The 24,255-nt window shown below is 61.8% G+C and carries 21 protein-coding genes and 1 tRNA gene; 12 read left to right on the top strand and 10 right to left on the bottom strand.

Going from position 1 to position 24,255, the window contains the following annotated elements; genetic code table 11:
- The first annotated feature begins 28 nt into the window (after positions 1–28).
- Both J4G38_RS10260 and J4G38_RS10255 read left to right on the top strand, forming a co-directional pair.
- The gene (locus J4G38_RS10260; RefSeq protein WP_210516503.1) at positions 29–1,108 is read left to right on the top strand and encodes an LptF/LptG family permease; all 1,080 of its coding nucleotides are present in this window, start codon (positions 29–31) and stop codon (positions 1,106–1,108) included.
- A 107-nt stretch (positions 1,109–1,215) separates the two neighbouring features.
- Entirely contained in the window at positions 1,216–2,124 is a 909-nt protein-coding gene (locus J4G38_RS10255) for a DMT family transporter (protein ID WP_210516505.1), read from the top strand.
- Between the two features lie 23 nt (positions 2,125–2,147).
- Here J4G38_RS10255 and ispE read toward each other — a convergent pair whose 3' ends face one another.
- Positions 2,148–2,975 carry a 4-(cytidine 5'-diphospho)-2-C-methyl-D-erythritol kinase gene (ispE, locus tag J4G38_RS10250; RefSeq protein ID WP_210516507.1) on the bottom strand — a complete coding sequence of 276 codons (828 nt, stop codon included), beginning with the start codon at positions 2,973–2,975 and terminating at the stop codon, positions 2,148–2,150.
- Positions 2,976–3,033: 58 nt separating this feature from the next.
- On the opposite strand from ispE, the gene J4G38_RS10245 reads away from it, so the two are divergent.
- From J4G38_RS10245 to J4G38_RS10235, 3 genes are all read left to right on the top strand, one after another.
- Positions 3,034–3,675 (top strand): sugar transferase, encoded by a 642-nt coding sequence (locus tag J4G38_RS10245; RefSeq protein ID WP_210516509.1) that lies wholly within the window; start codon positions 3,034–3,036, stop codon positions 3,673–3,675.
- A gap of 11 nt (positions 3,676–3,686) precedes the next feature.
- Entirely contained in the window at positions 3,687–4,376 is a 690-nt protein-coding gene (locus tag J4G38_RS10240) for an acetyltransferase (protein ID WP_210516511.1), read from the top strand.
- A 91-nt stretch (positions 4,377–4,467) separates the two neighbouring features.
- Positions 4,468–5,625 (top strand): DegT/DnrJ/EryC1/StrS family aminotransferase, encoded by a 1,158-nt coding sequence (locus J4G38_RS10235; RefSeq protein ID WP_210516513.1) that lies wholly within the window; start codon positions 4,468–4,470, stop codon positions 5,623–5,625.
- A 91-nt stretch (positions 5,626–5,716) separates the two neighbouring features.
- On the opposite strand, the gene J4G38_RS10230 is transcribed toward J4G38_RS10235, so the two are convergent.
- Positions 5,717–6,328, bottom strand: coding sequence for a hypothetical protein (locus J4G38_RS10230; protein WP_210516515.1), 612 nt, complete (start codon positions 6,326–6,328; stop codon positions 5,717–5,719).
- Between the two features lie 366 nt (positions 6,329–6,694).
- Between J4G38_RS10230 and J4G38_RS10225 the strand changes: the two genes are divergently transcribed.
- On the top strand, positions 6,695–7,027 hold the full coding sequence (locus tag J4G38_RS10225) for a carboxypeptidase regulatory-like domain-containing protein (protein ID WP_210516517.1): 333 nt from the start codon (positions 6,695–6,697) through the stop codon (positions 7,025–7,027).
- Positions 7,028–7,288: 261 nt separating this feature from the next.
- Here J4G38_RS10225 and J4G38_RS10220 read toward each other — a convergent pair whose 3' ends face one another.
- Positions 7,289–7,981 (bottom strand): hypothetical protein, encoded by a 693-nt coding sequence (locus J4G38_RS10220; RefSeq protein WP_210516519.1) that lies wholly within the window; start codon positions 7,979–7,981, stop codon positions 7,289–7,291.
- A gap of 151 nt (positions 7,982–8,132) precedes the next feature.
- Between J4G38_RS10220 and J4G38_RS10215 the strand changes: the two genes are divergently transcribed.
- Positions 8,133–8,714: a hypothetical protein gene (locus tag J4G38_RS10215; protein WP_210516520.1), complete on the top strand. Its 582-nt coding sequence runs from the start codon at positions 8,133–8,135 to the stop codon at positions 8,712–8,714.
- On the opposite strand, the gene J4G38_RS10210 is transcribed toward J4G38_RS10215, so the two are convergent.
- Positions 8,709–9,872 (bottom strand): glycosyltransferase, encoded by a 1,164-nt coding sequence (locus J4G38_RS10210; RefSeq protein WP_210516521.1) that lies wholly within the window; start codon positions 9,870–9,872, stop codon positions 8,709–8,711. The genes J4G38_RS10215 and J4G38_RS10210 overlap by 6 nt on opposite strands.
- On the bottom strand, positions 9,865–11,484 hold the full coding sequence (locus J4G38_RS10205; RefSeq protein WP_210516522.1) for an MAC/perforin domain-containing protein: 1,620 nt from the start codon (positions 11,482–11,484) through the stop codon (positions 9,865–9,867). The genes J4G38_RS10210 and J4G38_RS10205 overlap by 8 nt, the downstream gene beginning before the upstream one ends.
- Positions 11,485–11,789: 305 nt before the next feature.
- Here J4G38_RS10205 and J4G38_RS10200 point away from each other — a divergent pair, with 305 nt between their 5' ends.
- Positions 11,790–13,583: a glycoside hydrolase family 15 protein gene (locus J4G38_RS10200; RefSeq protein ID WP_210516523.1), complete on the top strand. Its 1,794-nt coding sequence runs from the start codon at positions 11,790–11,792 to the stop codon at positions 13,581–13,583.
- A gap of 83 nt (positions 13,584–13,666) precedes the next feature.
- Here J4G38_RS10200 and J4G38_RS10195 read toward each other — a convergent pair whose 3' ends face one another.
- The 4 genes from J4G38_RS10195 to atpD form a co-directional block, all read right to left on the bottom strand.
- The gene (locus tag J4G38_RS10195; RefSeq protein WP_210516524.1) at positions 13,667–15,844 is read right to left on the bottom strand and encodes a bifunctional alpha,alpha-trehalose-phosphate synthase (UDP-forming)/trehalose-phosphatase; all 2,178 of its coding nucleotides are present in this window, start codon (positions 15,842–15,844) and stop codon (positions 13,667–13,669) included.
- Positions 15,845–15,989: 145 nt separating this feature from the next.
- Positions 15,990–17,111 (bottom strand): trans-sulfuration enzyme family protein, encoded by a 1,122-nt coding sequence (locus J4G38_RS10190; RefSeq protein ID WP_210516525.1) that lies wholly within the window; start codon positions 17,109–17,111, stop codon positions 15,990–15,992.
- Positions 17,112–17,188: 77 nt separating this feature from the next.
- Positions 17,189–17,434 (bottom strand): ATP synthase F1 subunit epsilon, encoded by a 246-nt coding sequence (gene atpC / locus J4G38_RS10185; protein WP_210516526.1) that lies wholly within the window; start codon positions 17,432–17,434, stop codon positions 17,189–17,191.
- 117 nt (positions 17,435–17,551) lie between these two features.
- Entirely contained in the window at positions 17,552–19,057 is a 1,506-nt protein-coding gene (gene atpD / locus J4G38_RS10180; RefSeq protein ID WP_210516527.1) for a F0F1 ATP synthase subunit beta, read from the bottom strand.
- 276 nt (positions 19,058–19,333) lie between these two features.
- Between atpD and J4G38_RS10175 the strand changes: the two genes are divergently transcribed.
- From J4G38_RS10175 to pth, 4 genes are all read left to right on the top strand, one after another.
- Positions 19,334–19,406 (top strand) — tRNA-Gln (locus tag J4G38_RS10175).
- Positions 19,407–19,551: 145 nt separating this feature from the next.
- On the top strand, positions 19,552–20,478 hold the full coding sequence (locus J4G38_RS10170) for a ribose-phosphate pyrophosphokinase (RefSeq protein ID WP_210516528.1): 927 nt from the start codon (positions 19,552–19,554) through the stop codon (positions 20,476–20,478).
- A 138-nt stretch (positions 20,479–20,616) separates the two neighbouring features.
- Complete coding sequence (locus tag J4G38_RS10165; RefSeq protein ID WP_210516529.1) at positions 20,617–21,189, top strand: 50S ribosomal protein L25/general stress protein Ctc; 573 nt, start codon at positions 20,617–20,619, stop codon at positions 21,187–21,189.
- 196 nt (positions 21,190–21,385) lie between these two features.
- On the top strand, positions 21,386–21,952 hold the full coding sequence (gene pth / locus J4G38_RS10160) for an aminoacyl-tRNA hydrolase (RefSeq protein WP_210516530.1): 567 nt from the start codon (positions 21,386–21,388) through the stop codon (positions 21,950–21,952).
- Positions 21,953–22,029: 77 nt separating this feature from the next.
- On the opposite strand, the gene metG is transcribed toward pth, so the two are convergent.
- A complete protein-coding gene (gene metG, locus J4G38_RS10155; RefSeq protein ID WP_210516531.1) occupies positions 22,030–24,072 on the bottom strand; it encodes a methionine--tRNA ligase in 2,043 nt (680 codons plus the stop codon).
- Positions 24,073–24,255 lie beyond the last annotated feature (183 nt).

The raw sequence follows: 24,255 nt of genomic DNA, 5'->3' as shown, positions 1-24,255 counted from the left end.
GAATTGTTCACTGTTCACTGACTTAAACATGAATATCCTCGACAAATACATTATCAAGAAGTTTCTGGCCGCGTTTTTCTTCTCGGTGGTTATTCTCGTGTCGGTTATTTGCGTCATTGATTTTACGGAGAAAAACGACGACTTTATTCAGCATAATTTGCCGATGTCGAAAGTTCTTTTCGGCTATTACATCTACCTCTTTCCTTATTTCGCCAATTTACTTTCGCCAATTACCATTTTTATCGCCGTGGTTTTTGTGACGGCGCAATTGGCGGCGCGGACTGAGATTGTGGCCATTCTGGCCAGTGGGGTGAGCTTCAAACGGCTAATGCTGCCGTATGCCATGGGGGGTTCGGTGGTGGGGCTGCTGATATTTGGGCTGATTGGCTGGGTGCTGCCGGTGGGCAATAAGGCGCGGGTGGCGTTTGAGCGGGCGTACATCAAATTGCCCTACCGGTTTCAGGGGCGCAACGTGCACATCAAGATTGGGCCGCGCAGCTACGTGTATATGGAAAGCTATGACAACACGAGCAACCGGGGCTACCGCTTCGCGCTGGAAACCGTGGACAGCACCATTCTGCGCCGCCGGCTCACGGCCGAGGCCATCAACTGGGATTCGACCAAGCACATGTGGCATCTCACGCCGCAGCTGGTGCGCACCTTCACCGGCGCGCAGGACGAAAGCCTGAAAACCATCCCGGCCCGCGACACCACCCTGAACCTGCTGCCCGCCGACTTCGCCAGCCAGTACAAGCTGGCCGAAACCCTCACCCTGCCTCAGCTGAACGCCTACATCCGCACCAAGATTGAGCGCGGCGCCGACGATACGCAGCTCTACATGAGCGAGAAATACGAACGGTATTCTTACCCGTTTGCCATCGTTATTCTCACCCTGATTGGGGTAACGCTCAGCGCCCGCAAGTCGCGGGCCGGCGTGGGCGGGCAAATTGCGCTGGGGTTTGTGCTGGCTTTCGTGTTCATTATTTTCGTAATGCTGAGCCGCAATCTGGCGCAGGTGGGCAGCCTGTCGCCCATTGTGGCGGCCTGGGTGCCCAGCGGCGTCTTCACCCTTATTGGGCTGACGCTGTACCGGTTTGTGCCGAAGTAATTGTTGATTTGCTGATTATGGGATGTGCTGATGTGCTGATAAGGGACCAGCCGAATTGCATTGAAAAACCAGCACAGTAGCACATCCCACAATCAGCACATCAATTCATGCTCCGCGACTACCTCAAGCTTCATTTCATTGTGCTCCTGTGGGGCTTCACGGCCATTCTGGGCAAGCTGCTGACGGTGCCGCCGGTGGAGCTGGTGTTCTGGCGCACGCTGCTGGCGGCCACCGGCCTGGCCGCACTGCTGGGGGCGCGGGGGCTGCCGTGGCGCGTATCAATGGGGCAGGCGGGACGGCTGCTGGCGGTGGGCGCGCTGGTGGCGGCGCACTGGATTACCTTTTTTCTGGCGGCGCGGCTGTCATCGGTGAGCGTGTGCCTGGCGGGCCTGGCCACGCTGGCGCTGTGGACCTCGCTGCTGGAGCCGCTGCTGCTGTGGCGGCGGGTGCGCGGCTACGAGGTGGGCCTGGGCCTCATCACGATGGTGGGCCTGTACCTGGTGAGCCAGGCCGAGCTGGACCAGCTGCTGGGCCTGGGCGTGGCGGTGGTTTCGGCGGGGCTGTCGGCGCTGTTCAGCGTGCTGAACTCCAAGCTGATTAAGACGCATCCGCCGCTGCGGCTCACATTTTATGAGATGGCGGGGGCTTGTTTGAGCGTGGTGCTGTTCTTCCCGGTTTACAGCCGCTATTTCACGCAGGGCCGGGGCTTGCAGCTGGCCTGGCACGGCTACGACTGGCTGTGGCTGGGCCTGCTGGCCGGCGTGTGCACGGTGTACGCCTTCTCCACGTCGGTGGAACTGATGAAGCGTCTCTCCCCTTTCGCCGTCAACCTGACCGTTAATCTGGAGCCGGTGTACGGCATTGTGCTGGCAGTGCTGGTGTTTGGCAGCAAGGAGCGCATGGCCACTGGCTTCTACTGGGGCACCCTGCTCATCGTCATCAGCGTGCTGATTCACCCGCTGGTGGCACGGTGGGCGAAGGACAAGGAGCCGGTGGTCGTCAACCTCACCCCCTGACCCCCTCTCCCAAAAAGAGGGGGTCAGGGGGTGAGGTTGCCCTGCCACACGCTGTACTCCGCTGGCCACTGCAGTGCCGCCGGTTCCCCACCCTCCCATAGCCCATACACGGCCGAGCCGGAGCCCGAAAGGCTGGCATAATCCGCGCCCGCCGCGTAGAGCTGCTGCTTAATCTCGGCCAGCACTGGATGAGCGGGCGCGAGGGCCGCTTCAAAATCGTTGCTGACCGTGGCGCGCCAGGTGGCCATGGGTTGCGCCAGCGCCTCGCGCAACGGGTATTTTGGTGGCTGCGGGGTGATGCGGGCATAAGCCTCGGCCGTGCTGATGTGCAGGTTGGGGTATACCACCACGCAGCTGGTGCCGGCCAGGTTCAGACTGATGTCCTCGAACATATCGCCTTTCTCCACGGCCAGTACGGGCTTGTTGCGGATGAAAAAGGCACAGTCGGAGCCCAGGCGGCGGGCGTAGCTTTCCAGTGCTTCAGCGGAAAGGCCCAGGCCGAAAAGCTCGTTGGTGGCCTTGAGGGCGAAGGCACAATCGGCGGAGCCACCGCCCAGGCCCGCGCCGATGGGCACAATCTTGTGCAGGTAAAGCTGGGCCGGCGGCAACTGCGGAAAGTCAGCTTGGAGCAGCTCGTAAGCCTTGAGGCAGAGGTTGGTGCCGGGGTCGCCGGGAATGGGGCGACCGGTGAGCGTGATGCTGGTGGCCTGGCCGGCGGGGGCGGGCAAAATTTCCAGCGCATCGGTCCAGGGCAGGGGCACAAACACCGATTCGAGGGTGTGGAAGCCGTCGGGGCGGCGCTGGGTGATGTAGAGGCCGAGGTTGAGCTTGGCGTTGGGGAAGACGAGCATACGGGGCGCGAACGGAAACGAAACGGTGGGGCGGCGGTGGCAAAGGTACTTTTGCTACGTGTCCGCCCCCGCTTCCTTTTATTCCCGCCACGGCAAACGCCTGCTCGACCTGGTGCTGGCGGCCCCGCTGCTGCTGCTCGCGCTGCCGTTGCTGGCCGGCGCGGCGGCGCTGGCGGCGGGCCAGAACCGGGGCCGCTGGCTGTTTCGGCAGGCGCGGCCGGGCTGGCACGGGCAGCTGTTCACGCTGTATAAGCTGCAAACCATGACCGAAGCCCGCGATGCCCATGGCCGGCTCCTGCCCGATGCCGAGCGCCTGCCCGCCCTCGGCCGCTGGCTGCGCGCCACTTCCCTCGACGAGCTGCCCCAGCTCTGGAACGTGCTGCGCGGCGACCTCAGCCTGGTGGGCCCGCGCCCGCTGCTGCCCGAATATTTGCCCCTGTACTCGGTGGCCCAGGCCCGCCGCCACGCCGTGCGCCCCGGCCTCACCGGCTGGGCACAGGTGAACGGCCGCAACACCATTTCCTGGGAAGAAAAATTCACCTTCGACGTCTGGTACGTCGATAACGTCTCCTTCCGGCTGGATTTGACCATCTTGTGGCGCACCGCCGGGCGGGTGCTGCGCGGCAGCGGCATCACCGCGCCGGGCCAGGCCACCACCACGCCCTTCCGGGGCAGCACTCCGCCCCCGGTTTCCTCGTAGCACATTTCGTTATGACCCAACTTTTCTTTTCTGATTTTGAGATTGAGTCGGCGGAAGCGCTGCCGCCGCTGGTGATTTTTGGCGCGGGCGGGCTGGGCCGCGAGGTGCTGCTGCTGCTGCGCCAGCTCAACGAGGCGCACCCTAGCTGGAGCGTGCGCGGCTTCTACGACGACCAGCCCCCCGCCACGGCCACCGTGGCCGGCCTCCCCTACCTCGGCACCGCGGCCGACCTCAACGCCACCGCCGAACCACTAGCCGTGGCCGTGGCCGTGGGCAACCCCGGCGGCCGGGCGGCCGTGGTTGCCCGGCTTACGTCGCCGCTGCTGAGCTTTCCGGTGCTGGTGCACCCCGACGTGGCCCTGCGGCCCCACCAGAACATTGCGCTGGGGTCCGGCTGCATCATTCAGCAGGGCTGCATCCTGACCTGTGACATTGCCCTGGGCCGGTTCGTGCTGCTCAACCTGGGCTGCACCGTGGGCCACGACGCCGTACTGGACGACTTTTGCTCCCTCATGCCGCACGCCAACGTGAGCGGCGCGGCCCACCTCGAAACCGGCGTGTACGTCGGCACCAGTGCCACCATTATACAAGGCGTGCGCATTGGGGCGCGCGGCATTCTGGGGGCCGGGGCCGTGGCCGTGCGCGACATTCCGGCCCATGTCACGGCCGTGGGCGTACCGGCTAAGGTGATTAACAGTTAGCAGTGAAAAGTCAGCAATTGACCAAGCTCCGCTTTTACTAACTGTTCATTACTAATTGTCAACTATTCACTGCTCACTGCTCACTGATTTAATGCGTAGCCAGGATTACGACCGTCTTTTTCTTTCCCCGCCCCACCTTGGCCGGCACGAGCTGAACTACGTGCACAAGGCCATTGAGGACAATTGGGTGGCCCCGGCCGGCCCCAACATCACCGGGTTTGAGGGCGATATCTGCCAGGCTGCCGGCATGGCGCACGCCGTGGCCCTCACCTCGGGCACGGCCGCCATTCATCTGGGGCTGATTTTGCTGGGCGTGGGGCCCGGCGATGAGGTGCTGTGCCCGTCCTTCACCTTCGTAGCCACGGCCAACCCGGTGCTCTATCTCGGGGCCACGCCGGTGTTCGTCGACAGCGAAGCCGATACCTGGAACCTGTGCCCCGAGCGCCTGCGCGAAGCCATTGTGGCCCGCCTCGCCCTGGGCAAAAAGCCCAAGGCCCTCATCCTCGTCCACCTCTACGGGATGCCCGCCCGGCTGCCCGAAATCCTGGCCCTGGCGCAGGAATTCGACATTCCCATCCTCGAAGACGCGGCCGAGGCGCTGGGTTCCCGCTTCGAGGGGCAGCCGCTGGGCAGCTTCGGCGCGGTGGGGGTGTTTTCCTTCAATGGCAACAAGATTCTGACCACCAGCGGCGGCGGCGCCCTGGTCACCAACGATGCCACGCTGGCCCAGCGCGCCCGTTTTCTGGCCACCCAGGCCAAGGACCACGCGCCGCACTACCAGCACTCCGAAGTAGGCTACAACTACCGGCTGAGCAACCTGCTGGCCGGCATCGGCCGGGGCCAGATGGAGCTGCTGGACGAACGGGTGAAGCGCCGCCGCGAAATCTTCGCCTGGTACCAGAAGCACCTCGCCGGCCGGCCGGGCCTCACCGTGGCCCTGGCTCCCGAGCCCGCCGGCAGCCGCTCGAACCGCTGGCTCACCACCATCCTACTAAATCAGCCGGAGGCCGACTCCGACGCCCCGCTCGCCACCCCCGAAACGCTGCGCCTGCACCTCGAAACCCACAACATCGAGAGCCGCCCGCTTTGGAAACCGCTGCACCTCCAGCCCCTCTTCGCCACCGCGCCCATGTACGGCGGCGAGGTCTGCGCCGACCTGTTTGCCCGGGGCCTGTGCCTGCCCAGCGGCACCGCCATGACCGAAGCCGACCTGCGCCGCGTGGCCGAAGCCGTGCGCGAAGTGCTATAAATTCGCCCCGTGTCACCCATTAAAAACGGCCCCAACCGGAAGGCAGGGGCCGTTTTTAGTAGTAGAGGACGTAGCTGACCTAAGTTGCGGACTACTCGGCCGGGTCAGTTTCTGTGGGGGCCGGAGGTGTAGCGGCGGGCTTGGCAGCGGGCCGTTTGGCGGCCAGGCGGCGGGCAACCACCGGGGCCGCGGCACGGGGCGCAGCTGGCCGGGCGGCTTTGGCAGCCGGAGCCGGCTTGACCCCGGGGGCCGCAGCGGCAGCGACCTTCGCGGCCTTGGGGCCCTGTTTGGCTTCCCTGGCCGTTTGCTTGGCTTCCGATTTGGCTTGTTTGGCGTGTTGCTTGGCCTGCTTGCGGCGCTGCTTCACCAGTTGAGCAGCCAGGCGCTTCACGGTTTTGGTGACGCCTTTGGGGGGTTGCCCGGCCTGGTCTTCGGCGGTGCCCAGGTAGGGCTGCAGCGCGGCGGCCAGTTCGCCGGCCAGCGCTTTGCGGGCGCGCTTGGCCGTGAGCGGGGTGGGGTTTGGCACCGCTTTGGCCTGCGCTTTGGCTTGCTTGCTTTGCTGCTTGGTGAGCTGTTTGGCAAGCTGCCGCAGGGTCTTGGCAACGGCTTTGGGGGGCTGGCCGGGGGTGGAGGCGTCGCCGCCGAGGTGGGAGGCAACGGCTTCGGCCAACTGGCCGGCGAGGAGCTTTTTGGGGGTACTCATAGGAAGAGAGGGATGAGGGGCCGCCGTGCAGCAGGCCCGGTTGCAGAATTAGCGTAGCGCCAGCAGCACGATGGCCAGCAGGGCCATTGCAGCCATGCAAACACTGACAATTAGGGTGTCGCGCGAGGGCGAGGCAGGGGTTTCCATGGGGCAATATTACAAAATCATTACCCCGTCAGCCGCTAAAAACGGCCTTTTCCAATGTTATGTTTTTCAAGCGTGCCGTGCCGTGGGCCGTTATAGCCATTCCAGAACAGGCGGGGCAGCGCCAATTGATAACCATTTCATAGCATGCAGACGGGCCGGGGCGGGCGTATTTTTGACAGGGGCCCCATCGGGCCCTTCCTCACCTCTTTCCGGAGCCGTATGCTGTTGGTGCGCCTGCTGTGGGTAATCATTCTTGGGGTGGGAGCCCTGCCCGGCGCGGCCCAGCCGGGGCAGCCGCTGCGCACCTATCGCGGGCTGGTGACGGACACCAACCGGCGGCCGCTGGTGGGGGCCAGCGTATTGGTGAAAGGCACCCGCACGGCCGTCACCACCAACTCCGAGGGGCAGTTCCTGCTCGCGCTGCCCGCCGGGGCCTACGAGCTGCTGGTGGATTACCCCGGCTACATCAGCCCCCCGGCCCTGCTCGGCCCCACCGATTCCGTCATCACCGTCATGTTGCGCTCGACCCGGCCCCGTGCCACGCGGCGCTAACGGCCGCGATTGAATAGCCGAAATGAGCCGTACCTCGGTACGCTCCCCTCCCGGCAGGTCCGCAACCCGGCCGTGCTTCGGTACGGTCCGGTGCCCGAATACCCGGAAGCCCATCGTACCTCGGTACGGTCCCCTTCCGAAGTCCCAAAAGGCAGCCGTACCTCGGTACGATGGGCTTCCGGACCTAAAAAAGCCGCCTGTACCGAGGTACAGGCGGCTTTTTGGCATTCAGCAAGCAGGTTGTACCGAAGTACGCTCGGGTTAGACCTCGGGAATGGTCGGGGGGGTTTGGGGCGTGGTCTTGTTGCCGCGCGCCGTCGAGAAATCAAAAAAGCTGTACACCTTTTCCGGCTTGTCGAAGGTGAGCTCCAGCTGGGCCTTGAGGCGGTGCTGGGCGCGGGCAATGGCGGCGCGGTCGTCGGCCAGGTCCACAATGGCGGTGTCGATGGTCGCGGCCTGCTTGTCGCGGTTTTCATCGGTGGCCACCAGGGCATCGTACAGCTTTTTGGCATCGGCTCCGAGCCCGGGGTACAGGCGGCCCTGCTCGGCGGTGTAGAGGGCGAGCAGCGCCTGCGCCTCGGTGAGCAGCTTGGGCTGCTTGCGAGCGGCCAGCTTGCTCTTGCCAAACTTCTTGAAATCGGCGTAGATGGGCAGCTTGCGGAGCTTGGGCGTGATGTGGTCCTTCATGGTGTCGTCCACGAATTCGAGCCAGGCGGTGCGGGCCAGGTGGTAGGCGTCGGTGCCGCTGGCCGTGGACTGGTTGCGGTCGGCCAGGGTTTCGTCGAAGCCGGTGATGGCCGTGTCCAGGTCGGCCAGCAGCGGGTCAAACTCCTTGCCGAGGGCGGCTTCGCGGCCGGCCCGCAGGGCATAGCTGGCCTGGGCTTTGAAATCGGGCCGGGCCATGCGCAGCGCCAGAAACAGGTTGTCGAAGTAGGTAGAGTACGCGCCTTTCATGAGAATAAACAAGGAGAAAAGGTAAACCGGAAAGCCCGGCCGTGCGCTGATTATCAGCTGCACTGTAAGAATACGGTTTTTTTCTGGAGCAGCCCGTTGCACACCGTAGCACGGTGTTTGCCGTTAAAGGCTTATCCACTCTTTTTTCGTCATGAATAATTCCCGCCTTCTCGCCGCTTTCCTGCTGGCCCTCCCCTTCGCCGCCGCCGCGCAAACCAAGCCGGCCACCACCAGTACCACCAAGTCCACCACCACGGCCACCACGCCGGCGGCCACCCCCGGCACCCAGCAGCAAACCGAAGTCACCGAAGACCTGGACCCGGCCACGGGCAAGGTCATTCGGCGCACCACGCGCACCATCAACGTGCCGGCCGGCACCACCCCGGCCCCTTCCAGCGCGTCCACCACCATGGATGCTCCCATCGCGGCGGCCTCCGACGCCCAGGTCACGGCCTTTCTGCGCAAGAAAACCACTGTTTCCACGCTCACCACTACCGGCCTGCTCAGCGCCTACGAGGCCTTTATCGAGCGCGTCCGCACCGACCGCCCCAACTGGAAACCCGCCGACTGGAACAACGCCGCCGCCGTGCTCAGCAGCCTCACCGAGCGCTACCAGCAGCTGCGGAGCACCTTTTCGCTCGATGACAAGCTGACCATCCGCTCGCAGCAGGGCGAGTTTCAGGCCCTGCGCACCGCCAAGCAGATTTCCTCGCAGGTCTCGGACAAGCTATAAAGCCGCCCCAATCCGGCTAAACAGCGCCTGCCACTGCCGGCTCACCGCCGCAAACGCGTAGGCGGGCGATGCCGCATTCCGGCGCGCCCGGCCCGCCATTACTTCCCGGTGGGCCGGGTTCCGGTAGAGGGTTTCCAGGCCGGCGGCCACGGCTTCGGGCGTGGTCAGGGCCTCGGCGAAGTAGCCGTTTGCGGTTCTTTCGTGGTCTATTTCCAGCAGCGTGGCGTGGTTCTGCCACAGCTCAGCCAGCACGCCGTGGGCCGGCAGCACCTGGGCCTTATGGGCGGCGGCGTGCTCGAAAGCCAGCAGGCCCCAGCCTTCGGCGTTGGCGGTATTCAGGCCCACGTCGCAGGCATTGTAGATGAGGTTGAGGGTGGCGGTTGAGACCTTATCCGTGGTCAGCTGCACCCGGCCGCGCAGGCCGTGCTGGTGCACCAGGGCCAGGATATTTTCATTGCCACACCTTTGGTTGGTGTGCAGCCAGAGCTTCACCGCCGGGTGCTTGCCCTGGGCAAAAAGCCGGAATCCGGCCAGCGTCAGCCCCATTTCCTTGCGCTCTTGAAAGCAGTTGGCGTTGAGCACCAGGAATTCTTCGGGGTCGCGGCGGTGGCCGGGCAGCAGCTGGGCGCGGGCCGCGGCCTGGTCCAGCTCATAAAAAGCCGCATTTTCCACGCAGTGCGGAATCACGGCCAGCTTGGCCCGCAAATCGGGGCGGCCCAGCTGCTGGCAAGCCGCTGCGTACTGCGCCTGGGCAAACTGCGTGGGCACCACCAGGGCATCGACGCGGGCCAAATCTTGGGCCCAATCCGGCACCAGCAGGCGGCCGGGCACGGTGCAGTAGTACACGATGCGGGGCCGGCGCCGGCTGCTTTCCAGAAAATACAGGTAGCGCGGCAGGCGAAAAAAGTCGTGGTTGATAAGCACGATGTCAATGCCCTCCGCCTCGATAAGCCGCCCCATTTCAACCCCGGCCACATGGTCCCATACGTGGGGGTTGGCGTGCAGGCGCACGCCCGGCGCGGCGGGGTGGCCCGGAACGCCATCAATCCCTGGTACCTGCACAGCGTGTGCAGGTACCAGGGAATTGACGAGGGTCTCGACGACCCGGGAGAGGCCGGTTCCGCCGTTGGCGAACCCGACCACCAGGACCTTAGGCAACGGCTTCCGTCTCGGCTTCGGCCGCCGCGTGGGCATGAAGGGCCGTGCCCCGCACGATAACGGGCGGGAGCCCCATCGCCGACAAGCCGTAGGTTAGCTCGCCCTGCCCGTTCACGTAGGGGTTCAGGAACCCGTACACGGTCAGCGGTTTCGGAAAGGTCATCATCGTGGCACCGTGCAGCATGGGCGGCTCGGCATATTGCTCCACGCCCGCGCGGGTGGCGCTGAAGGTGGTGAGCAAGCCGTAGTTGGCCCGGCCGCTGGGCTGCTCGTCGCTCCCGGTGAAGGGCCGGTTGAAGTAGGCTTTCAGGCCCGGCCCGGCCCCGCAGTTCGCCGCGAGGAAGTTGCCGAACGCCGGCCCGGCCTTCAGCATCAGGTGAGTGGCCCCCACGAGGCTGGCCATGCTCACAATCAGAATATTTTTAGTGGATTGGTAGGGCTGGAGGGCCGCCAGGGCCGGCGCGAAAAAGTCGACCAGGTCGGCGGGGTTCTGCGGGGCCACCCAGGCATTGGCATACACCAGGGCGAGGGTTTGGGGGTCCAGCACGGCCACTTCCAGCCGACCCCGCGAATAGCGCGGCGGCACCGATACGGGCGTGCTGAACAGGTCCGGGCGCACCTCGGTGCCGGCCACCCGCACGCGCCCGGTGATGTCCGAAATGTCGGCCCCGATGTATTTGGCGCTGTAATCCCGCAGGGCATCGCGCACGGCGGTGGCCTGGTCGCCACTGAAAATGGTGTCGATGGACGTCACCTGCACGTCCGGAATGGCCGCGCCGCCGGTGGCAATGCTCAGCAGCCACTTCTCGAAGGCGTCGTGGTTGTTTTCATCCACGGCCGGCACCACCGAGGCCAGGATGCTGTTGTCGCCGCCCGCCACGTACACGTACCGCTCCGTGCTGTCGAACCACTTCTTGTCGGCAGTCTTGAAGTCGACGCTGGCACTGGCCGACACGTCGGCGAACACGCCTTTGTACTCCGCTTTCAGCTTCGCACTCGTTTCCGTACCCGTAAAGTGGGAGCTCGAGTGCACGGCCACGCTGTATTCCAGGCGGCCGCCCATCTGCACCCCGGACACGAAGTGGGTGCCGAACTTGCGGAAGAACCGCAGGAAGGCCTGGGGCTGCGCCGCGTCGTAGCGGGTGGGCAGGGCCAGGTAGTCCGAATCCGACGTCAGGTTGGCCGACAGCGCCGAGGCCGCCCGGGTGGCCAGGTTCAGGTCGTAGAGGTGCGTGTTAGCCGTCAGCGCGCCGAAGGAGCTGGACGTTTTGTTGTCCACGTCCTTGCTGAACGAGGTTTCGGCCGAGGCGCTGAAGCCCATGTAGCTGCCTTCCACGTTGGCTTTGGCGGCGAAATGCGAGTTGTATTCTTCGCGGCTGCTGTAGCTGGAAGCCGTCGCGTAGGAAGAGGTATTTTCCACGAAAGTCGCGTTCCGGGGAATGGCGAAGTTCACCGTTGGGTGCGCGGTGGGGAAGCCCTTCACCACGTCGCCGGCGTCCATGTTGTAGACCTGGCCCAGCAGGCTGCCGGCGAAGGGGCCGCACATATTGAGGCTGGCTCCCAGAATCCCGGAGCCGTTGATTAACTGTACTGTTGCGTTGGAATTGGGCATAAAAAGAGGATGGAGAAGATGATGAATGGCCAGCAGCCGAGGGATTCCCGACAGGAATTTCTGCCACTTGGCCATGCAAAGCACGAGCTTACCAGCGGCCTCCTTCAGCGTAGAAATAGCCATTCACCACCTCCCGTATTTCTACCTGCCCCGAACGTCGGGCCGGGCAGCACGCGGTGCTCGGGCGCGCTGGCTTCGGGGCCGGGCCGGTAACCCCAGCCGTCGGAACGGGGTATTACCGGCAGGGCTCGTCAGAAAGCGCGCCCTTCATGCGGTTGATTTCTTCGCCGCGCAGCCCCCTCCTCATGACGAAACATACCTATGACATGGGCCTGATTGGCAATTGCGCCTTTCTTGGCCTCATCGGCACCGATACCGCCGTGCGCTGGCTCTGCTGGCCCCGGTTCGACAGCAGCTTCGTGTTTGGCAGCCTCCTCGACGAAGACAAGGGCGGCGAGTACAGCATCCGGCCCGCCGCCGGGGCTGCGTTCACATCCAACCAGTACTACGAGGCCAACACCAACGTGCTGCACACCGAAATCACGGCCGCCGACGGGCGCTACCGCGTCACGGATTTTGCGCCCCGCTTCGCGCAGTACGAGCGCTACTACAAGCCGCTCATGCTGGTGCGGAAGGTGGAGCCGCTGGCCGGTACGCCCCGCGTGCGCGTGGCCTGCCGCCCCGTGGGCCAGTACGGCGAGCAGGAGCTGACGCGCCGCCGCAGCTCCAACCACATTGCCTTTCTGGGGCTGGAAGAGGAAATCCGCCTCACCACCAACATTCCGCTCACCTACGTGCTCGATGAGGAAGATTTTGTGCTCAACGAAACCAAATACCTCGTCCTCACCTACGGCGCGCCGCTGGAAGCCCCCCTGGAAAGCACGGCGGAGCAGTTTTTGCGCAACACCCAGGACTACTGGCGCAAGTGGGTGAAGAGCACCAGCATCGGCACGTTCCACCAGGCCGAGGTGATTCGCTCGGCGCTGGCCCTCAAGATTCACCAGTACGAAGACACCGGGGCCATCATCGCGGCCACCACCACCAGCCTGCCCGAGGCCCCCGGCAGCACCCGCAACTGGGACTACCGCTTCTGCTGGATGCGCGACACGTTCTACATCCTCACGGCCTTCAACAACATCGGCCACTTCGAGGAGATGGAGCGGTATTTCCACTTCATCGCCAACATCACCACCAAGGTGCAGGTGCAGGACAAGTACCAGCCGCTCTACAGCATCAGCGGCCGGGCCGATTTGGTGGAAACCGAGCTGCCGCTGGCCGGCTACCTTGGCAACCAGCCCGTGCGCATCGGCAACGACGCCTATACCCACATCCAGAACGATGTGTACGGCCAGGTGCTGGTGGCCCTGCTGCCGCTCTACGTCGATGCCCGCTTCGTGCACCCCACCCAGCTTCCGCCCGAGAAGCTCGCCTCCGAAGCCCTGCGCCTCATGGAAATAACCCTCGACCAGCCCGATGCCGGCCTCTGGGAATTCCGCCACATCGCGCAGCGACACTGCTACACCTTCCTGTTTCACTGGGCCGGCGGCCACGCGGCCCGGCAAGTAGCCCGCAGCCTCGGCAATACCGCTATGGAAGCCCGCGCCACCCGCCTCATTGAGGCCGCCACCGACCGTATTGAGCAGTGCTACGACGCCGGGCGCGGGGTGTACACCAACGCCATCGGCTCCGAAAACCTGGACGCCAGCACGCTCCAGCTCATCCTCATGGGCTACCTCGACCCCGCTTCCGACAAGGCCAAAAACCACCTCATCGAGCTGGAAAAGGACTTGAAAACCCCCGAAGGCCTCTTCTACCGCTACCGCCACCCCGACGATTTCGGCACGCCCGAAACCACCTTTCTCATTTGCTCCTTCTGGTACGTGGAGGCCCTGGCCTGCGTCGGCCGCCTCGATGATGCGGCCCGCGAGTTCGAGAAACTGCTGGCCTACAGCAACCACCTGGGCCTGCTCTCCGAGGATGTGGACGCCAAAACCGGCTCGCAGTGGGGTAATTTCCCACAGGCCTACAGCCACGTTGGCCTGGTGAATGCGGCTTACCGCATCGCCCAGCGGCTCGATAAGCCGCAGTTTGTGGGGTAGCCGGAAGGTAAAAAAGGACGTCAGGCTTCGGCTGCGCGGACGCCGGATAAGCACGGCGTTCAGTATTATTGCTTCTCCTTCCCCTACCCCAGCAGCTTCCGCAGCAGCTGCCGTACTTCCGTGGGTGAGCCCACATGGAACCGCGCCGACGAATGCGGCGCCGAGCCCACCCGCACCGTAAAGGCCTCCGGCGGCAGCGCCCGGAACGTGTCCTCGTCCGTCCGGTCATCGCCCAGGGCCAGGATAAAATCGGGGCTGTACTGGCTGAGCCAGCGGGTAGCCGCCGTGCCTTTGTTGATGCCGGCATTTTTGATTTCCAGCACCTTGTTGCCTTCCATCACCTGCAAATCGGTGTTGGAGGTCATGAAAGAAAGGTGGTTGAGCAGCTCGCGGGCGCGCACGGCTCCCAGTTCGGTATCGACGCGGCGGTAGTGCCACACCAGCGAGTAATCCTTCTCCTCAATGAACGAGCCGGCCGTGCGGGCCACGTACAGCTCCAGCACCGGGCGCAGCTCGCGCTTCCAGTCGTTGCGCAGGGGCTGAAAGAGGCTCCACTCATCCCCCGCCGCCCGCAGCCACACGCCGTGCTCGGCAATGAAATCGACGGGCAAATCCCCCAGCCATTTCTCCAGCGTACCCCGGTCGCGCCCACTGATAATGACCACGCGGTTCCGGGGGTTATCGGCCAGGGCGCGCAGCAGCAGGCGCAGCTCCTGGTCGGGCTGGGCGCGCTGCGGGTTGGGGTGGAAGTCTACCAGCGTGCCGTCGTAGTCCAGCAGCAGCAGCCGCTGCGAGGCCGCGTGGTAGGCGTCGAGCAGCTGGTTGGTAGGCGCGGGCGTCAGCGTTTCGGTGGCCAGGGTCTGCTGCTTCATTTTGGTGTAGGCCAGCTGATTCAGGAAAAGCCGGGTCCAGGAAAACACGTTGTAGCGCTTCACCAAGGCCCGCATGACCGTCATGCGCTGGATTTGCTCTTCCTCGGGCATCACCAGGGCCTCGTGCATGGCCTCGGCCAGCTGGTTGATGTCGGTGGGGTTGATGATAAGGGCATCGGACAATTCGCGGGCGGCCCCGGCCCGCTCGCTCAGGATGAGCACACCGCGCTGGTCGGCTTTGCTGGCCACAAATTCCTTGGCCACGAGGTTCATGCCGTCGCGCATGGGCGTCACCAGCGCCACCTCCGCCAGGCGGTAGAGCGAAGCCAGCTCCTCCAGCGGCAGCGAGCGGTAGAAGTAGTGAATCGGGTTCCAGGCAATGGTGCGGAAGTGCGCGTTGATGCGCCCCACCAGCTCGTCGATTTCCACCTTCAAATCAGCGTATTGGGCCACCTGGTCGCGCGAGGGCACCACCAGCATAATCAGGCTCACCTGCTCGCGCCACTCGGGGTAGCGCTGTAGCAGCAGCTCAAACGCTCGCAGGCGCTGGGCAATGCCCTTGGTGTAATCGAGCCTATCGATGGAGAGAATCACGCGCACGTCGTGCAGCGCCTCCCGGTACACGGCTTCGTGCTCCTTCGCCACTTCCGAGGCCGCCGCCTGGGCGTACCGCTCGTAGTCGATGCCCATCGGGAAGGCATCGACGCGCACGGCCCGCTGCTCCACCTCAATCTGGCCATTGATGGCCGACAAGCCGAGCACCTGCGACACGGTATCCAGGAAATGCCGCATGTAGCCGAAGGTGTGAAAGCCAATCAAATCGGCCCCCAGCATGCCACGTATCAGTTCCGAACGCCACGGCAGCACCCGAATCAGCTCATACGACGGAAACGGAATGTGCAGGAAGAAGCCGATGGTGGCCTCAGGCCGGGCACGACGCAGCAGCTCGGGCAGCAGCAGCAGCTGGTAGTCGTGCACCCAGATGATGTCGTCGGGGCCGGTTTGGGCCAGCACGGCGGCGCAGAATTTCTCGTTCACGGCCACGTAAGCATCCCAGTGGGCCTGCTCGTAGGTGGCAAACTGCGTGAAGTAGTGGAAAGTGGGCCAGAGCGTGGAATTGCTGAAGCCTTCGTAGAAGTCCCGGATTTCGGCCTCGGTCAGAAACACCGGGGCCATGCTGTCGGCGGCCAGCTGCTCGGTCACGTATTGCTCTTCCTCGGCATCCTGTACGAACAGCCCCGGCCAGCCCACCCACACGTTGCCATCGGCCCGGTAGATGGAGCCCAAACCCGTTGCCAGCCCGCCTTCGCTGGGCTGAAACGTGAGGCTTTCTTCGGTGCGCAGGACTTTGGTGGGGAGGCGGTTGGAAACGATTATCGTGCGGGACATAGGCAAGTGGCAAGGTTTATTAACCCTTTGGTTTACGGTAGTAAACCCGTTTTAGCCAATATCCTCCCACTTACAGCCACCAACCAGGCGCGCACTGCCGCTTAAAATCACCCCAAAAACACCCTTCCGGTCGCTGGCTTCCCTCCTACCCCAGCGCCTGCGCCAGGTCCGCCAGCAGCTCTTCCACGGGCTCAATGCCCACGCTCAGCCGCACCAGCCCCACTGAGATGCCCAGCTCTGCCCGCTGCGCGTCGGTGAGGGCCCGGTGCGAGGTATAAAGTGGGTGCGAGCACGACGAATCCACGCCCGCCAACGAGGGCGCGAACGGGAACAAGCGGCTGCGCTGCATGAAGCCGTTGACCACCGCCGCATCATCGGGCAGGCGGAACGAGAGCATGCCCCCAAAACGGCCCGCCCCCTGCATCGTTGCCAGCGTGTGTTGCGGGTGCGTGGGCAGCCCTGGGTAATACACCGCCTCTACGGCCGGGTGCTGGTCCAGAAATTCCGCTACTATCAAGGCATTCTCGCTGTGGGCGGCCACGCGCAGGCGCATGGTTTTCATGCCGCGCACGCTCAGCCAGCTTTCCATCGGGCTCAAAGTCAGGCCAAATACCACCCCAATTTGCCGCAGCCGGGCCGCGTCCTCAGCCACGCGGGCCACCACGGCCCCGGCCGTCACATCGGAGTGACCGGCCAGGTATTTGGTCACGCTGTGCAGCACCAGGTCGGCTCCGTAAGTCAGGGGCCGGGTCAATACGGGAGTCGAAAACGTGTTGTCGACCACCAGCTTCAGGCCGTGCTGCTGGCATTCGGCCACCAAGGCGTGCAGGTCCACCACGCGCAGCAGCGGGTTGCTCATCGTTTCACACAGCAGCAGCCTGGTGGTGGGCTGCACGTAATTCTTCAGCTCATACAACTGCTCAAACGGCACGTAGCTCACCGAAATCCCCAGCCGCGACAGCTCCAGATTCAGCAGCGCCGCCGAGCCACCGTAGATATCGGCCGCACACAGCACATGGTCGCCGGCCTGGCAATAGGTGAGAATGGCCGCGAAAATTGCCGCCATGCCCGAGCCCGTAGCCACCGCGCCCGCGCCGCCTTCCCAGCGGTTCACGGCCGCGGCCAGCTCGTCGGTGTTAGGGTTGCCGTTGCGCGAGTACAGGTAGCGGCTGCCCGGCTCGTCGAAGTACTGCTGCACCGCGTCGAGGTCCTCAAACTTGAAAACCGAGGTTTGGTAGATGGGGGTGATTTTGGGCTGAATATTCATGGGAGCAATAAAGCAGAAAAGCCTCCCCGGTTACGGAAAGGCTCTTCAAAAGTATTCAATAGTCTTCGATACCAGGCTTAGGCCACCGCGCCTTCGGCCAGCACAATCACGTTGTTGCGCAGCACTTCCACCACGCCGCCTTCGATGCGGATGGCTTCGCGGCCATTGGCGCCGGTCAGGTTCACCTCGCCGGCTTTCAGGGCGGCAATCAGCGGGGCATGGTTATTCAGCACTTCAAACGAGCCATCGGCCCCCGGAAACTGGGCCGACGTCACTTCGCCTTCGAATACCTTGCGGTCGGGGGTGATGATTTCTAAATGCATTTCTTAGTTGTCAGTTGTCAGTTGTCAGTTGTTAGTTGCTAGTTGTTAGGCTTCAGCAGCTCGTTGTCTTTGCTAGAACAAGCTAACAACTGACAACGAGCAACCGACAACTAAAACCTATTTTGCTTCCGCAATCAGCTTCTCGCCTTTCACCACGGCATCCTCAATGGTACCCACGAGGTTGAACGCCGCCTCGGGGAGGTGGTCGTACTTGCCGGCGATGATTTCGTTGAAGCCGCGGATAGTGTCCTTGATGTCAACCAATACGCCTTGCAGGCCGGTGAACTGCTGGGCCACGAAGAAGGGCTGCGACAGGAAACGCTGCACGCGACGGGCGCGGTTCACGACTTGCTTGTCCTCTTCCGAAAGCTCATCCATTCCCAGAATGGCGATGATGTCCTGCAATTCTTTGTAGCGCTGCAGAATTTCCTTCACGCGCTGGGCAGTGTCGTAATGCTCAGCCCCCAGCACTTCGGCCGACAGGATGCGCGAGGTAGAGTCCAGCGGGTCCACGGCGGGGTAAATGCCCAGCTCGGAGATTTTGCGGCTCAATACCGTGGTAGCATCCAAGTGGGCAAACGTCGTCGACGGGGCCGGGTCAGTCAAGTCATCAGCCGGCACATACACGGCCTGCACCGAGGTGATGGAACCGCGTTTGGTCGAGGTGATGCGCTCCTGCATGGCACCCATTTCGGTGGCCAGCGTGGGCTGGTAACCTACGGCCGAAGGCATCCGGCCCAAGAGAGCCGATACTTCCGAACCCGCCTGCGTGAAGCGGAAAATGTTGTCGATGAAGAACAGGATGTCGCGGCCGGCACCGGTGCCGTCGCCATCGCGGAAGTTCTCGGCCACCGTGAGGCCCGAGAGGGCTACGCGGGCACGGGCTCCGGGGGGCTCGTTCATCTGGCCGAACACGAGGGTTGCCTGCGATTCCAGCAGGGCGGTTTCGTCCACTTTCGACAAATCCCAGCCGCCTTCTTCCATCGAATGCTTGAAAGCATCGCCGTACTTGATAATGTCCGACTCAATGAATTCACGCAGCAAGTCGTTGCCCTCACGGGTGCGCTCGCCTACGCCGGCAAACACCGACAGACCCGCGTAGGCCTTGGCGATGTTGTTCACCAGTTCCATGATGAGTACGGTTTTGCCCACGCCGGCCCCACCGAACAAACCAATTTTACCACCCTTCACATAAGGCGCGAGCAGGTCGATTACCTTGATGCCGGTGTACAGAATCTCCGACGAAGTAGCCAAATCTTCGAAAGGCGGAGCCTGACGGTGAATCGGCAGCGGGCCGTCGCTCTTGGGCTGTGGAATCCCGTCAATCGCCTGGCCGATAACGTTGAACAGGCGGCCTTTGATGGCGTCACCGGTCGGCATCGACATTGGCGCGCCGAGGTCGCGCACTTCAGCGCCACGGGTCAGGCCTTCGGTCGAGTCCATGGCAATGGTCCGAACCCGGTCCTCGCCCAAATGCTGCTGGCATTCCAACACCACCACTTGGCCGTTGTCTTTCGTGACTTCAAGCGCGTCGAGGATGTTGGGCAGCTTCGTGTTTTCACCCGCGAAGCTCACGTCCACGACGGGGCCGATGACCTGGGTGATTTTGCCGGTATTCGCCATTGCGATGTAATTAGTATGAAGTTAATGCGGTTTTCAGGCCGCAAAATTACGGCAGAAGCACGGCTTTTCCAACCTTATCCGCACAAGTCTGCCATCTTCATTGTGGAACGCAATCAGCATCATTATCAGGTGAAAATCAGGCACCAATGAACGTTTGGCGGCTTTGTGCTCCCCGGCGGCCCGATTTTCTCCAGAAAATTTTTCCACAAAACCTTGCCTCGAATTTTTCCGGTAGTACATTTGCAGTCCCAAACGGCACGTAGCCCGCCGGGAAATTGTCCGATGGTGTAACTGGCAACACGCTTGATTTTGATTCAAGAAAGTCCAGGTTCGAGCCCTGGTCGGACAACGACAAAGCTCGAGTAACCGAAAAGGCGCTGGCTTCTCCAATATCGGGAGTGGTCAGCGCCTTTCGCTTTTCTACCAGACTGTTTCGACAGCCCCAACACTACGAGCCTTCCGCGCATCAACTCAATAAATCAGCACCTTCCCCTATGAAACAGGTCAAAATATTCGCCGGAAGCGCCTCCCGCGCCCTCGCCGAAAATATTGCTGCCGCCTACGGCACCACGCTGGGCGACCTCAGCCTCCAGCGCTTCGCCGACAATGAAATGGGCCCGAGCTTCAACGAAAGCGTGCGGGGCTGCGAGGTGTTCCTCATCCAAAGCACCTGTCCGCCCGCCGAGCACCTCATGGAGCTTATGCTGATGGTGGACGCCGCCAAGCGCGCCTCGGCCCACAAAGTGGTAATCGTGATGCCCTACATGGGCTACGCCCGGCAAGACCGCAAGGACAAGCCCCGCGTTAGCATCGGCGCCAAAGTGGTGGCCAACATCATCCAGAGCGTGGGCACCGACCGCCTGATGACCTGCGACCTGCACGCCGGCCAGATTCAGGGCTTCTTCGATATCCCGGTCGACCACCTCGACGGCGCCACCGTGCTGGCCCCCTACATCAAGTCGCTGAACCTCGACAACCTGATTTTTGCCTCGCCCGACGTAGGCGGCGTGGTGCGCACCCGCGCCTTCGCCAAGAAATTCGGCGCGGAAATCGTAGTCTGCGACAAAATGCGCCTCCGGGCCAATGAAATTGCTTCCATGCAGGTGATTGGCGACGTGAAGGGCATGAACGTGGTGTTTGTAGATGACATGGTGGACACGGCCGGCACCATCTGCAAAGCCGCCGAACTGGTGATGGAGCGCGGGGCGCTATCCGTCCGCGCCGTGGTCACGCACCCGCTGCTGAGCGGCCCGGCCCACGACCGCATCCGGGCCTCGGCCCTCACCGAAATGATTACGACCGACACCATTCCGCTGCGTCAGGAGAACGAGAAAATCCGGGTTATTTCGCTGGCTCCGCTGTTTGCGGCGGCCATTCGCAACGTGGTGACGCACGAGAGCATCAGCTCGCTGTTTGTGTAGTTGCCTGTCAGTGCGCATGTAGCGAAGCAATGACGAGCCTTAGCTTTTAATTCCCAATCCCTTCCCGTACCTTTGCGGCCCGTTTGCCTCCAACGTTGGAGGCAAACGGGCCATTTTTCATCCCCAAAAACCACTTTTATGAAAAGCCTCGAGATTGTAGGGTTTAAAAGAGCGAATCTCGGTAAAACGGACGCCAAGGCATTGCGCCTCGACGCTCAAGTACCGTGTGTATTATATGGCGGCAAAGACACCGTGCACTTCTCGGTGCCCGCTATCCTGTTCCGCGAATTGTTGTACACGCCAGAGGCGCACATCGTGGACCTGAACGTGGAAGGCACCCTGTACCGCGCTATCGTGCAGGACGCCCAGTTCCACCCCGTAAACGAAATGCTCCTCCACGTTGACTTCCTGGAATTGGAAGAAGGCAAAGAGGTGAAAATGGACATCCCCGTGAAATACATCGGCGTATCGCCGGGCGTATTGGCCGGTGGCAAACTGGTGAGCAAGCTGCGCAAAGTGCGCGTGCGCGCCACGATGGACAACCTCCCCGACTACGTGGAAGTGAACATCGGCACGATGGAGCTCGGCAAATCCATCAAAGTAGGTGCCGTAGTGCCGAACAACTACACCATCCTGACCAGCGTCGAGGCACCGATTGCCACTATCACCATCCCGCGCGCGCTGAAAGGCGAGCTGGCCGCGGGCAAATAAGTATCGCGGATTTAGTCGGATTATCCGGATTCCAGGGATTTGGCTGGCTAATTTCCCGATACAATCAAAAAGCCGCTCCAATTTTGGGGCGGCTTTTTGATTGTAGAACCCAGCAGTATACCCCAATACCGCGGTAGAAGTACGTTAACGCAACCAATAATCCGTGAAATCCGGGCCATCCGATTAAATCCGCGATATGAAGTTTCTGGTTCTCTGCCTGGGCAACATTGGCCCCGAATACGCCGACACCCGGCACAACATCGGCTTCATGGTGGCCGATTATCTGGCAGCTAAATTTGAGGCCCCGCGCTTTGAAATCAGCCGCCACGCCTTTGTGACCGAATTCAAGCACAAAGGCCACACCTACGCGCTGGTGAAACCCACCACTTACATGAACCTGAGTGGCAAAGCCGCCGCGCACTGGCTGAGCGCGCTAAAAATTCCGGTCGAAAACATGCTGGTCGTGACCGATGACCTCGCGCTGCCTTTTGGCAAGCTGCGCCTGAAAGGCCAGGGCTCAGCCGGCGGCCACAATGGCCTGAAGGACATTCAGGCCACTCTGGGCACGGATGTTTACGCGCGGCTGCGCTTTGGCGTGGATGCTAATTTCCCCAAAGGCCGCCAGGTTGATTACGTATTGAATCCTTTTTCGCCCGATGAATTAATTGAATTGCCGACGCGGATTGAAAAAGCGGCGGATGCTATTCTGGCGTTCGGGTCAATCGGTTTGGAACGTGCGATGAACGTAGTTAACGTGAAATAAGCGCCGCTATTCAGAGGCAAAAAAAGCCCGGTTGCGTAGCGCAACCGGGCTTTTTTTGCCTCTGAATAGCGGCGCGATTACGCGATGCTGCTGCCGTTGCGCACGGGCACGCTGGGCTGCATCAGCGCCAGGGTGCCATCGGCATTTTCGGCCATCAGGAGCATGCCCTGGCTTTTAATGCCTTTGATTTCGCGGGGCGCGAGGTTGAGTAATACCTGCACTTGCTGGCCAATCAGGGCCTCGGGAATGAAGTATTCGGCGATTCCGCTCACGATGGTGCGTTGCTCCAGGCCCAGGTCAACGGTTAGTTTGAGCAGCTTTTTGGTTTTGGCTACTTTTTCTGCTGCCACAATGGTGCCGATGCGTAAATCCATCTGCCCGAAATCATCGAACGACACATCCGATTTAGCCGGTGTGACGGGCGTACTGGCGAGCTGGTTTTCTTTCTTGGTGTCGAGCAGCTTTTGCACCTGCGTTTCGACCACGGCATCTTCGATTTTGGCGAATAGTAATTCCGCCTCGCGCAGCTGGTGGCCGGCAGCCAGCGCATCAGGGCGGCCAGCACTGGCCCAATTACCAAGCTCCAGATTGAGCATGGCGGCCAGTTTCCGGGCCGATTCGGGCAGGAAGGGCTCCAGCACCGGGGCAAGGGCCGCCGCAATTTGCAGGGCTACGTGCAGCACGGTGCCAGTGCGCGCGGCATCGGTTTTAATAAGGTGCCAGGGCTGGGTTTCGGCCAGGTACTTATTACCCAAACGCGCCAGGTTCAATACTTCAGCCAAGGCGTCGCGGAAGCGGTAATTTTCAATTAGCTCCCCAATTTTGGCGGGAAATTCGACTAATTGGGCGAAGGTTTCTTCGTCAATGGTGGTTAATTCGCCCAACTCCGGCACCTTGCCTTCAAAGAATTTGTGCGTGAGCACCACAGCCCGGTTCACGAAATTACCGAGGGTAGCAACCAATTCGTTGTTGTTGCGGGCCTGGAAATCCTTCCAGGTAAAGTCGTTGTCTTTGGTTTCGGGGGCGTTGGCGCACAGCACGTAACGCAGCACATCGGCCTGGCCCGGGAAATCCTGTAAATACTCGTGCAGCCATACCGCCCAATTGCGGGAAGTGCTTATTTTATCGCCTTCCAGGTTTAGAAATTCATTCGCCGGCACGTTATCCGGCAAAATAAATTCGCCGTGCGCCTTCAGCATCACCGGAAATATGATGCAGTGAAATACGATATTATCCTTGCCAATGAAATGTACCAGCTTCGAGCCGGCATCTTTCCAGTACAGTTCCCACTCGTCGGGGAAGGCTTCTTTGGTGGCCGAGATATAGCCAATTGGTGCGTCAAACCACACGTAGAGCACTTTTCCCTCGGCACCGGGCACTGGCACGGGCACGCCCCAGTCCAGGTCGCGCGTCACGGCGCGGGGGTGCAGGCCTTGGTCAATCCACGATTTGCACTGGCCGTATACGTTGGTTTTCCAGTCGTTTTTATGGCCTTCAATTATCCATTCGCGCAGCCAGGGCTCGTATTGGTCGAGGGGCAAAAACCAGTGCTTGGTAGCGCGCAACACCGGGTGCGCCCCGCTAAGCATACTGCGCGGATTAATTAGTTCCGTGGGGCTGAGCGAGGTACCGCAGCGCTCGCACTGGTCGCCGTACGCATTTTCGTTGCCGCAATTGGGGCAGGTGCCCACAATGTAGCGGTCGGCCAGAAACTGCTGGGCCTTTTCATCGAAATACTGCTGAGTGGTTTGCTCAATGAATTTACCTTCGTTATTCAGCTTGGTAAAAAACCCGCTGGAAACCTCGGCGTGCGTGGCCGATGACGTGCGCGAATACACGTCGAACGACACGTTGAAATCCTTGAATGAATCGCGAATCAAGGCGTGATATTTGTCCACTACCTGCTGCGGAGTGACGCCTTCTTTTTGGGCGCGAATAGTAATCGGAACGCCGTGTTCGTCGGAACCGCAGATAAATTTTACGTCGCGGCCTGCCGAGCGCAGGTAACGCACATAAATGTCGGCGGGCAAATAAACACCGGCTAAATGGCCAATGTGCACCGGGCCGTTGGCGTAGGGTAAAGCAGCGGTAACGGTGTAACGCTTAGGGAGAGATGACATAAATCAGGTAAGAAAGCACGTAGCGCAGCAACCCTTATTTCCGAAGAAAATCGTGGTAATTATTGCGCGGCACAAAGAAACAATAAAAAAAAGCGCAGCATTAAATCAACAAAAAAACCAAGCAAACCGTTTGACACTTAATTCATTTTATATTTGAGCGCGATTGAATAGAAATTACCGCGC

The organism is Hymenobacter terricola (assembly GCF_017921975.2).
GTDB classification, from domain to species: Bacteria; Bacteroidota; Bacteroidia; order Cytophagales; family Hymenobacteraceae; genus Hymenobacter; species Hymenobacter terricola.
This window is presented reverse-complemented; position numbering and strand designations above follow the sequence as displayed.

Excerpts from the sequence above, each read along its gene's own strand:
- J4G38_RS10260 (WP_210516503.1), top strand. The coding sequence starts at position 29 with ATGAATATCCTCGACAAATACATTATCAAGAAGTTTCTGGCCGCGTTT.
- J4G38_RS10255 (WP_210516505.1), top strand. The coding sequence starts at position 1,216 with ATGCTCCGCGACTACCTCAAGCTTCATTTCATTGTGCTCCTGTGGGGC.
- ispE (WP_210516507.1), bottom strand. The coding sequence starts at position 2,975 with ATGCTCGTCTTCCCCAACGCCAAGCTCAACCTCGGCCTCTACATCACC.
- J4G38_RS10240 (WP_210516511.1), top strand. The coding sequence starts at position 3,687 with ATGACCCAACTTTTCTTTTCTGATTTTGAGATTGAGTCGGCGGAAGCG.
- J4G38_RS10235 (WP_210516513.1), top strand. The coding sequence starts at position 4,468 with ATGCGTAGCCAGGATTACGACCGTCTTTTTCTTTCCCCGCCCCACCTT.
- J4G38_RS10230 (WP_210516515.1), bottom strand. The coding sequence starts at position 6,328 with ATGAGTACCCCCAAAAAGCTCCTCGCCGGCCAGTTGGCCGAAGCCGTT.
- J4G38_RS10225 (WP_210516517.1), top strand. The coding sequence starts at position 6,695 with ATGCTGTTGGTGCGCCTGCTGTGGGTAATCATTCTTGGGGTGGGAGCC.
- J4G38_RS10220 (WP_210516519.1), bottom strand. The coding sequence starts at position 7,981 with ATGAAAGGCGCGTACTCTACCTACTTCGACAACCTGTTTCTGGCGCTG.
- J4G38_RS10215 (WP_210516520.1), top strand. The coding sequence starts at position 8,133 with ATGAATAATTCCCGCCTTCTCGCCGCTTTCCTGCTGGCCCTCCCCTTC.
- J4G38_RS10205 (WP_210516522.1), bottom strand. The coding sequence starts at position 11,484 with ATGCCCAATTCCAACGCAACAGTACAGTTAATCAACGGCTCCGGGATT.
- J4G38_RS10200 (WP_210516523.1), top strand. The coding sequence starts at position 11,790 with ATGACGAAACATACCTATGACATGGGCCTGATTGGCAATTGCGCCTTT.
- J4G38_RS10195 (WP_210516524.1), bottom strand. The coding sequence starts at position 15,844 with ATGTCCCGCACGATAATCGTTTCCAACCGCCTCCCCACCAAAGTCCTG.
- J4G38_RS10190 (WP_210516525.1), bottom strand. The coding sequence starts at position 17,111 with ATGAATATTCAGCCCAAAATCACCCCCATCTACCAAACCTCGGTTTTC.
- atpC (WP_210516526.1), bottom strand. The coding sequence starts at position 17,434 with ATGCATTTAGAAATCATCACCCCCGACCGCAAGGTATTCGAAGGCGAA.
- atpD (WP_210516527.1), bottom strand. The coding sequence starts at position 19,057 with ATGGCGAATACCGGCAAAATCACCCAGGTCATCGGCCCCGTCGTGGAC.
- J4G38_RS10170 (WP_210516528.1), top strand. The coding sequence starts at position 19,552 with ATGAAACAGGTCAAAATATTCGCCGGAAGCGCCTCCCGCGCCCTCGCC.
- J4G38_RS10165 (WP_210516529.1), top strand. The coding sequence starts at position 20,617 with ATGAAAAGCCTCGAGATTGTAGGGTTTAAAAGAGCGAATCTCGGTAAA.
- pth (WP_210516530.1), top strand. The coding sequence starts at position 21,386 with ATGAAGTTTCTGGTTCTCTGCCTGGGCAACATTGGCCCCGAATACGCC.
- metG (WP_210516531.1), bottom strand. The coding sequence starts at position 24,072 with ATGTCATCTCTCCCTAAGCGTTACACCGTTACCGCTGCTTTACCCTAC.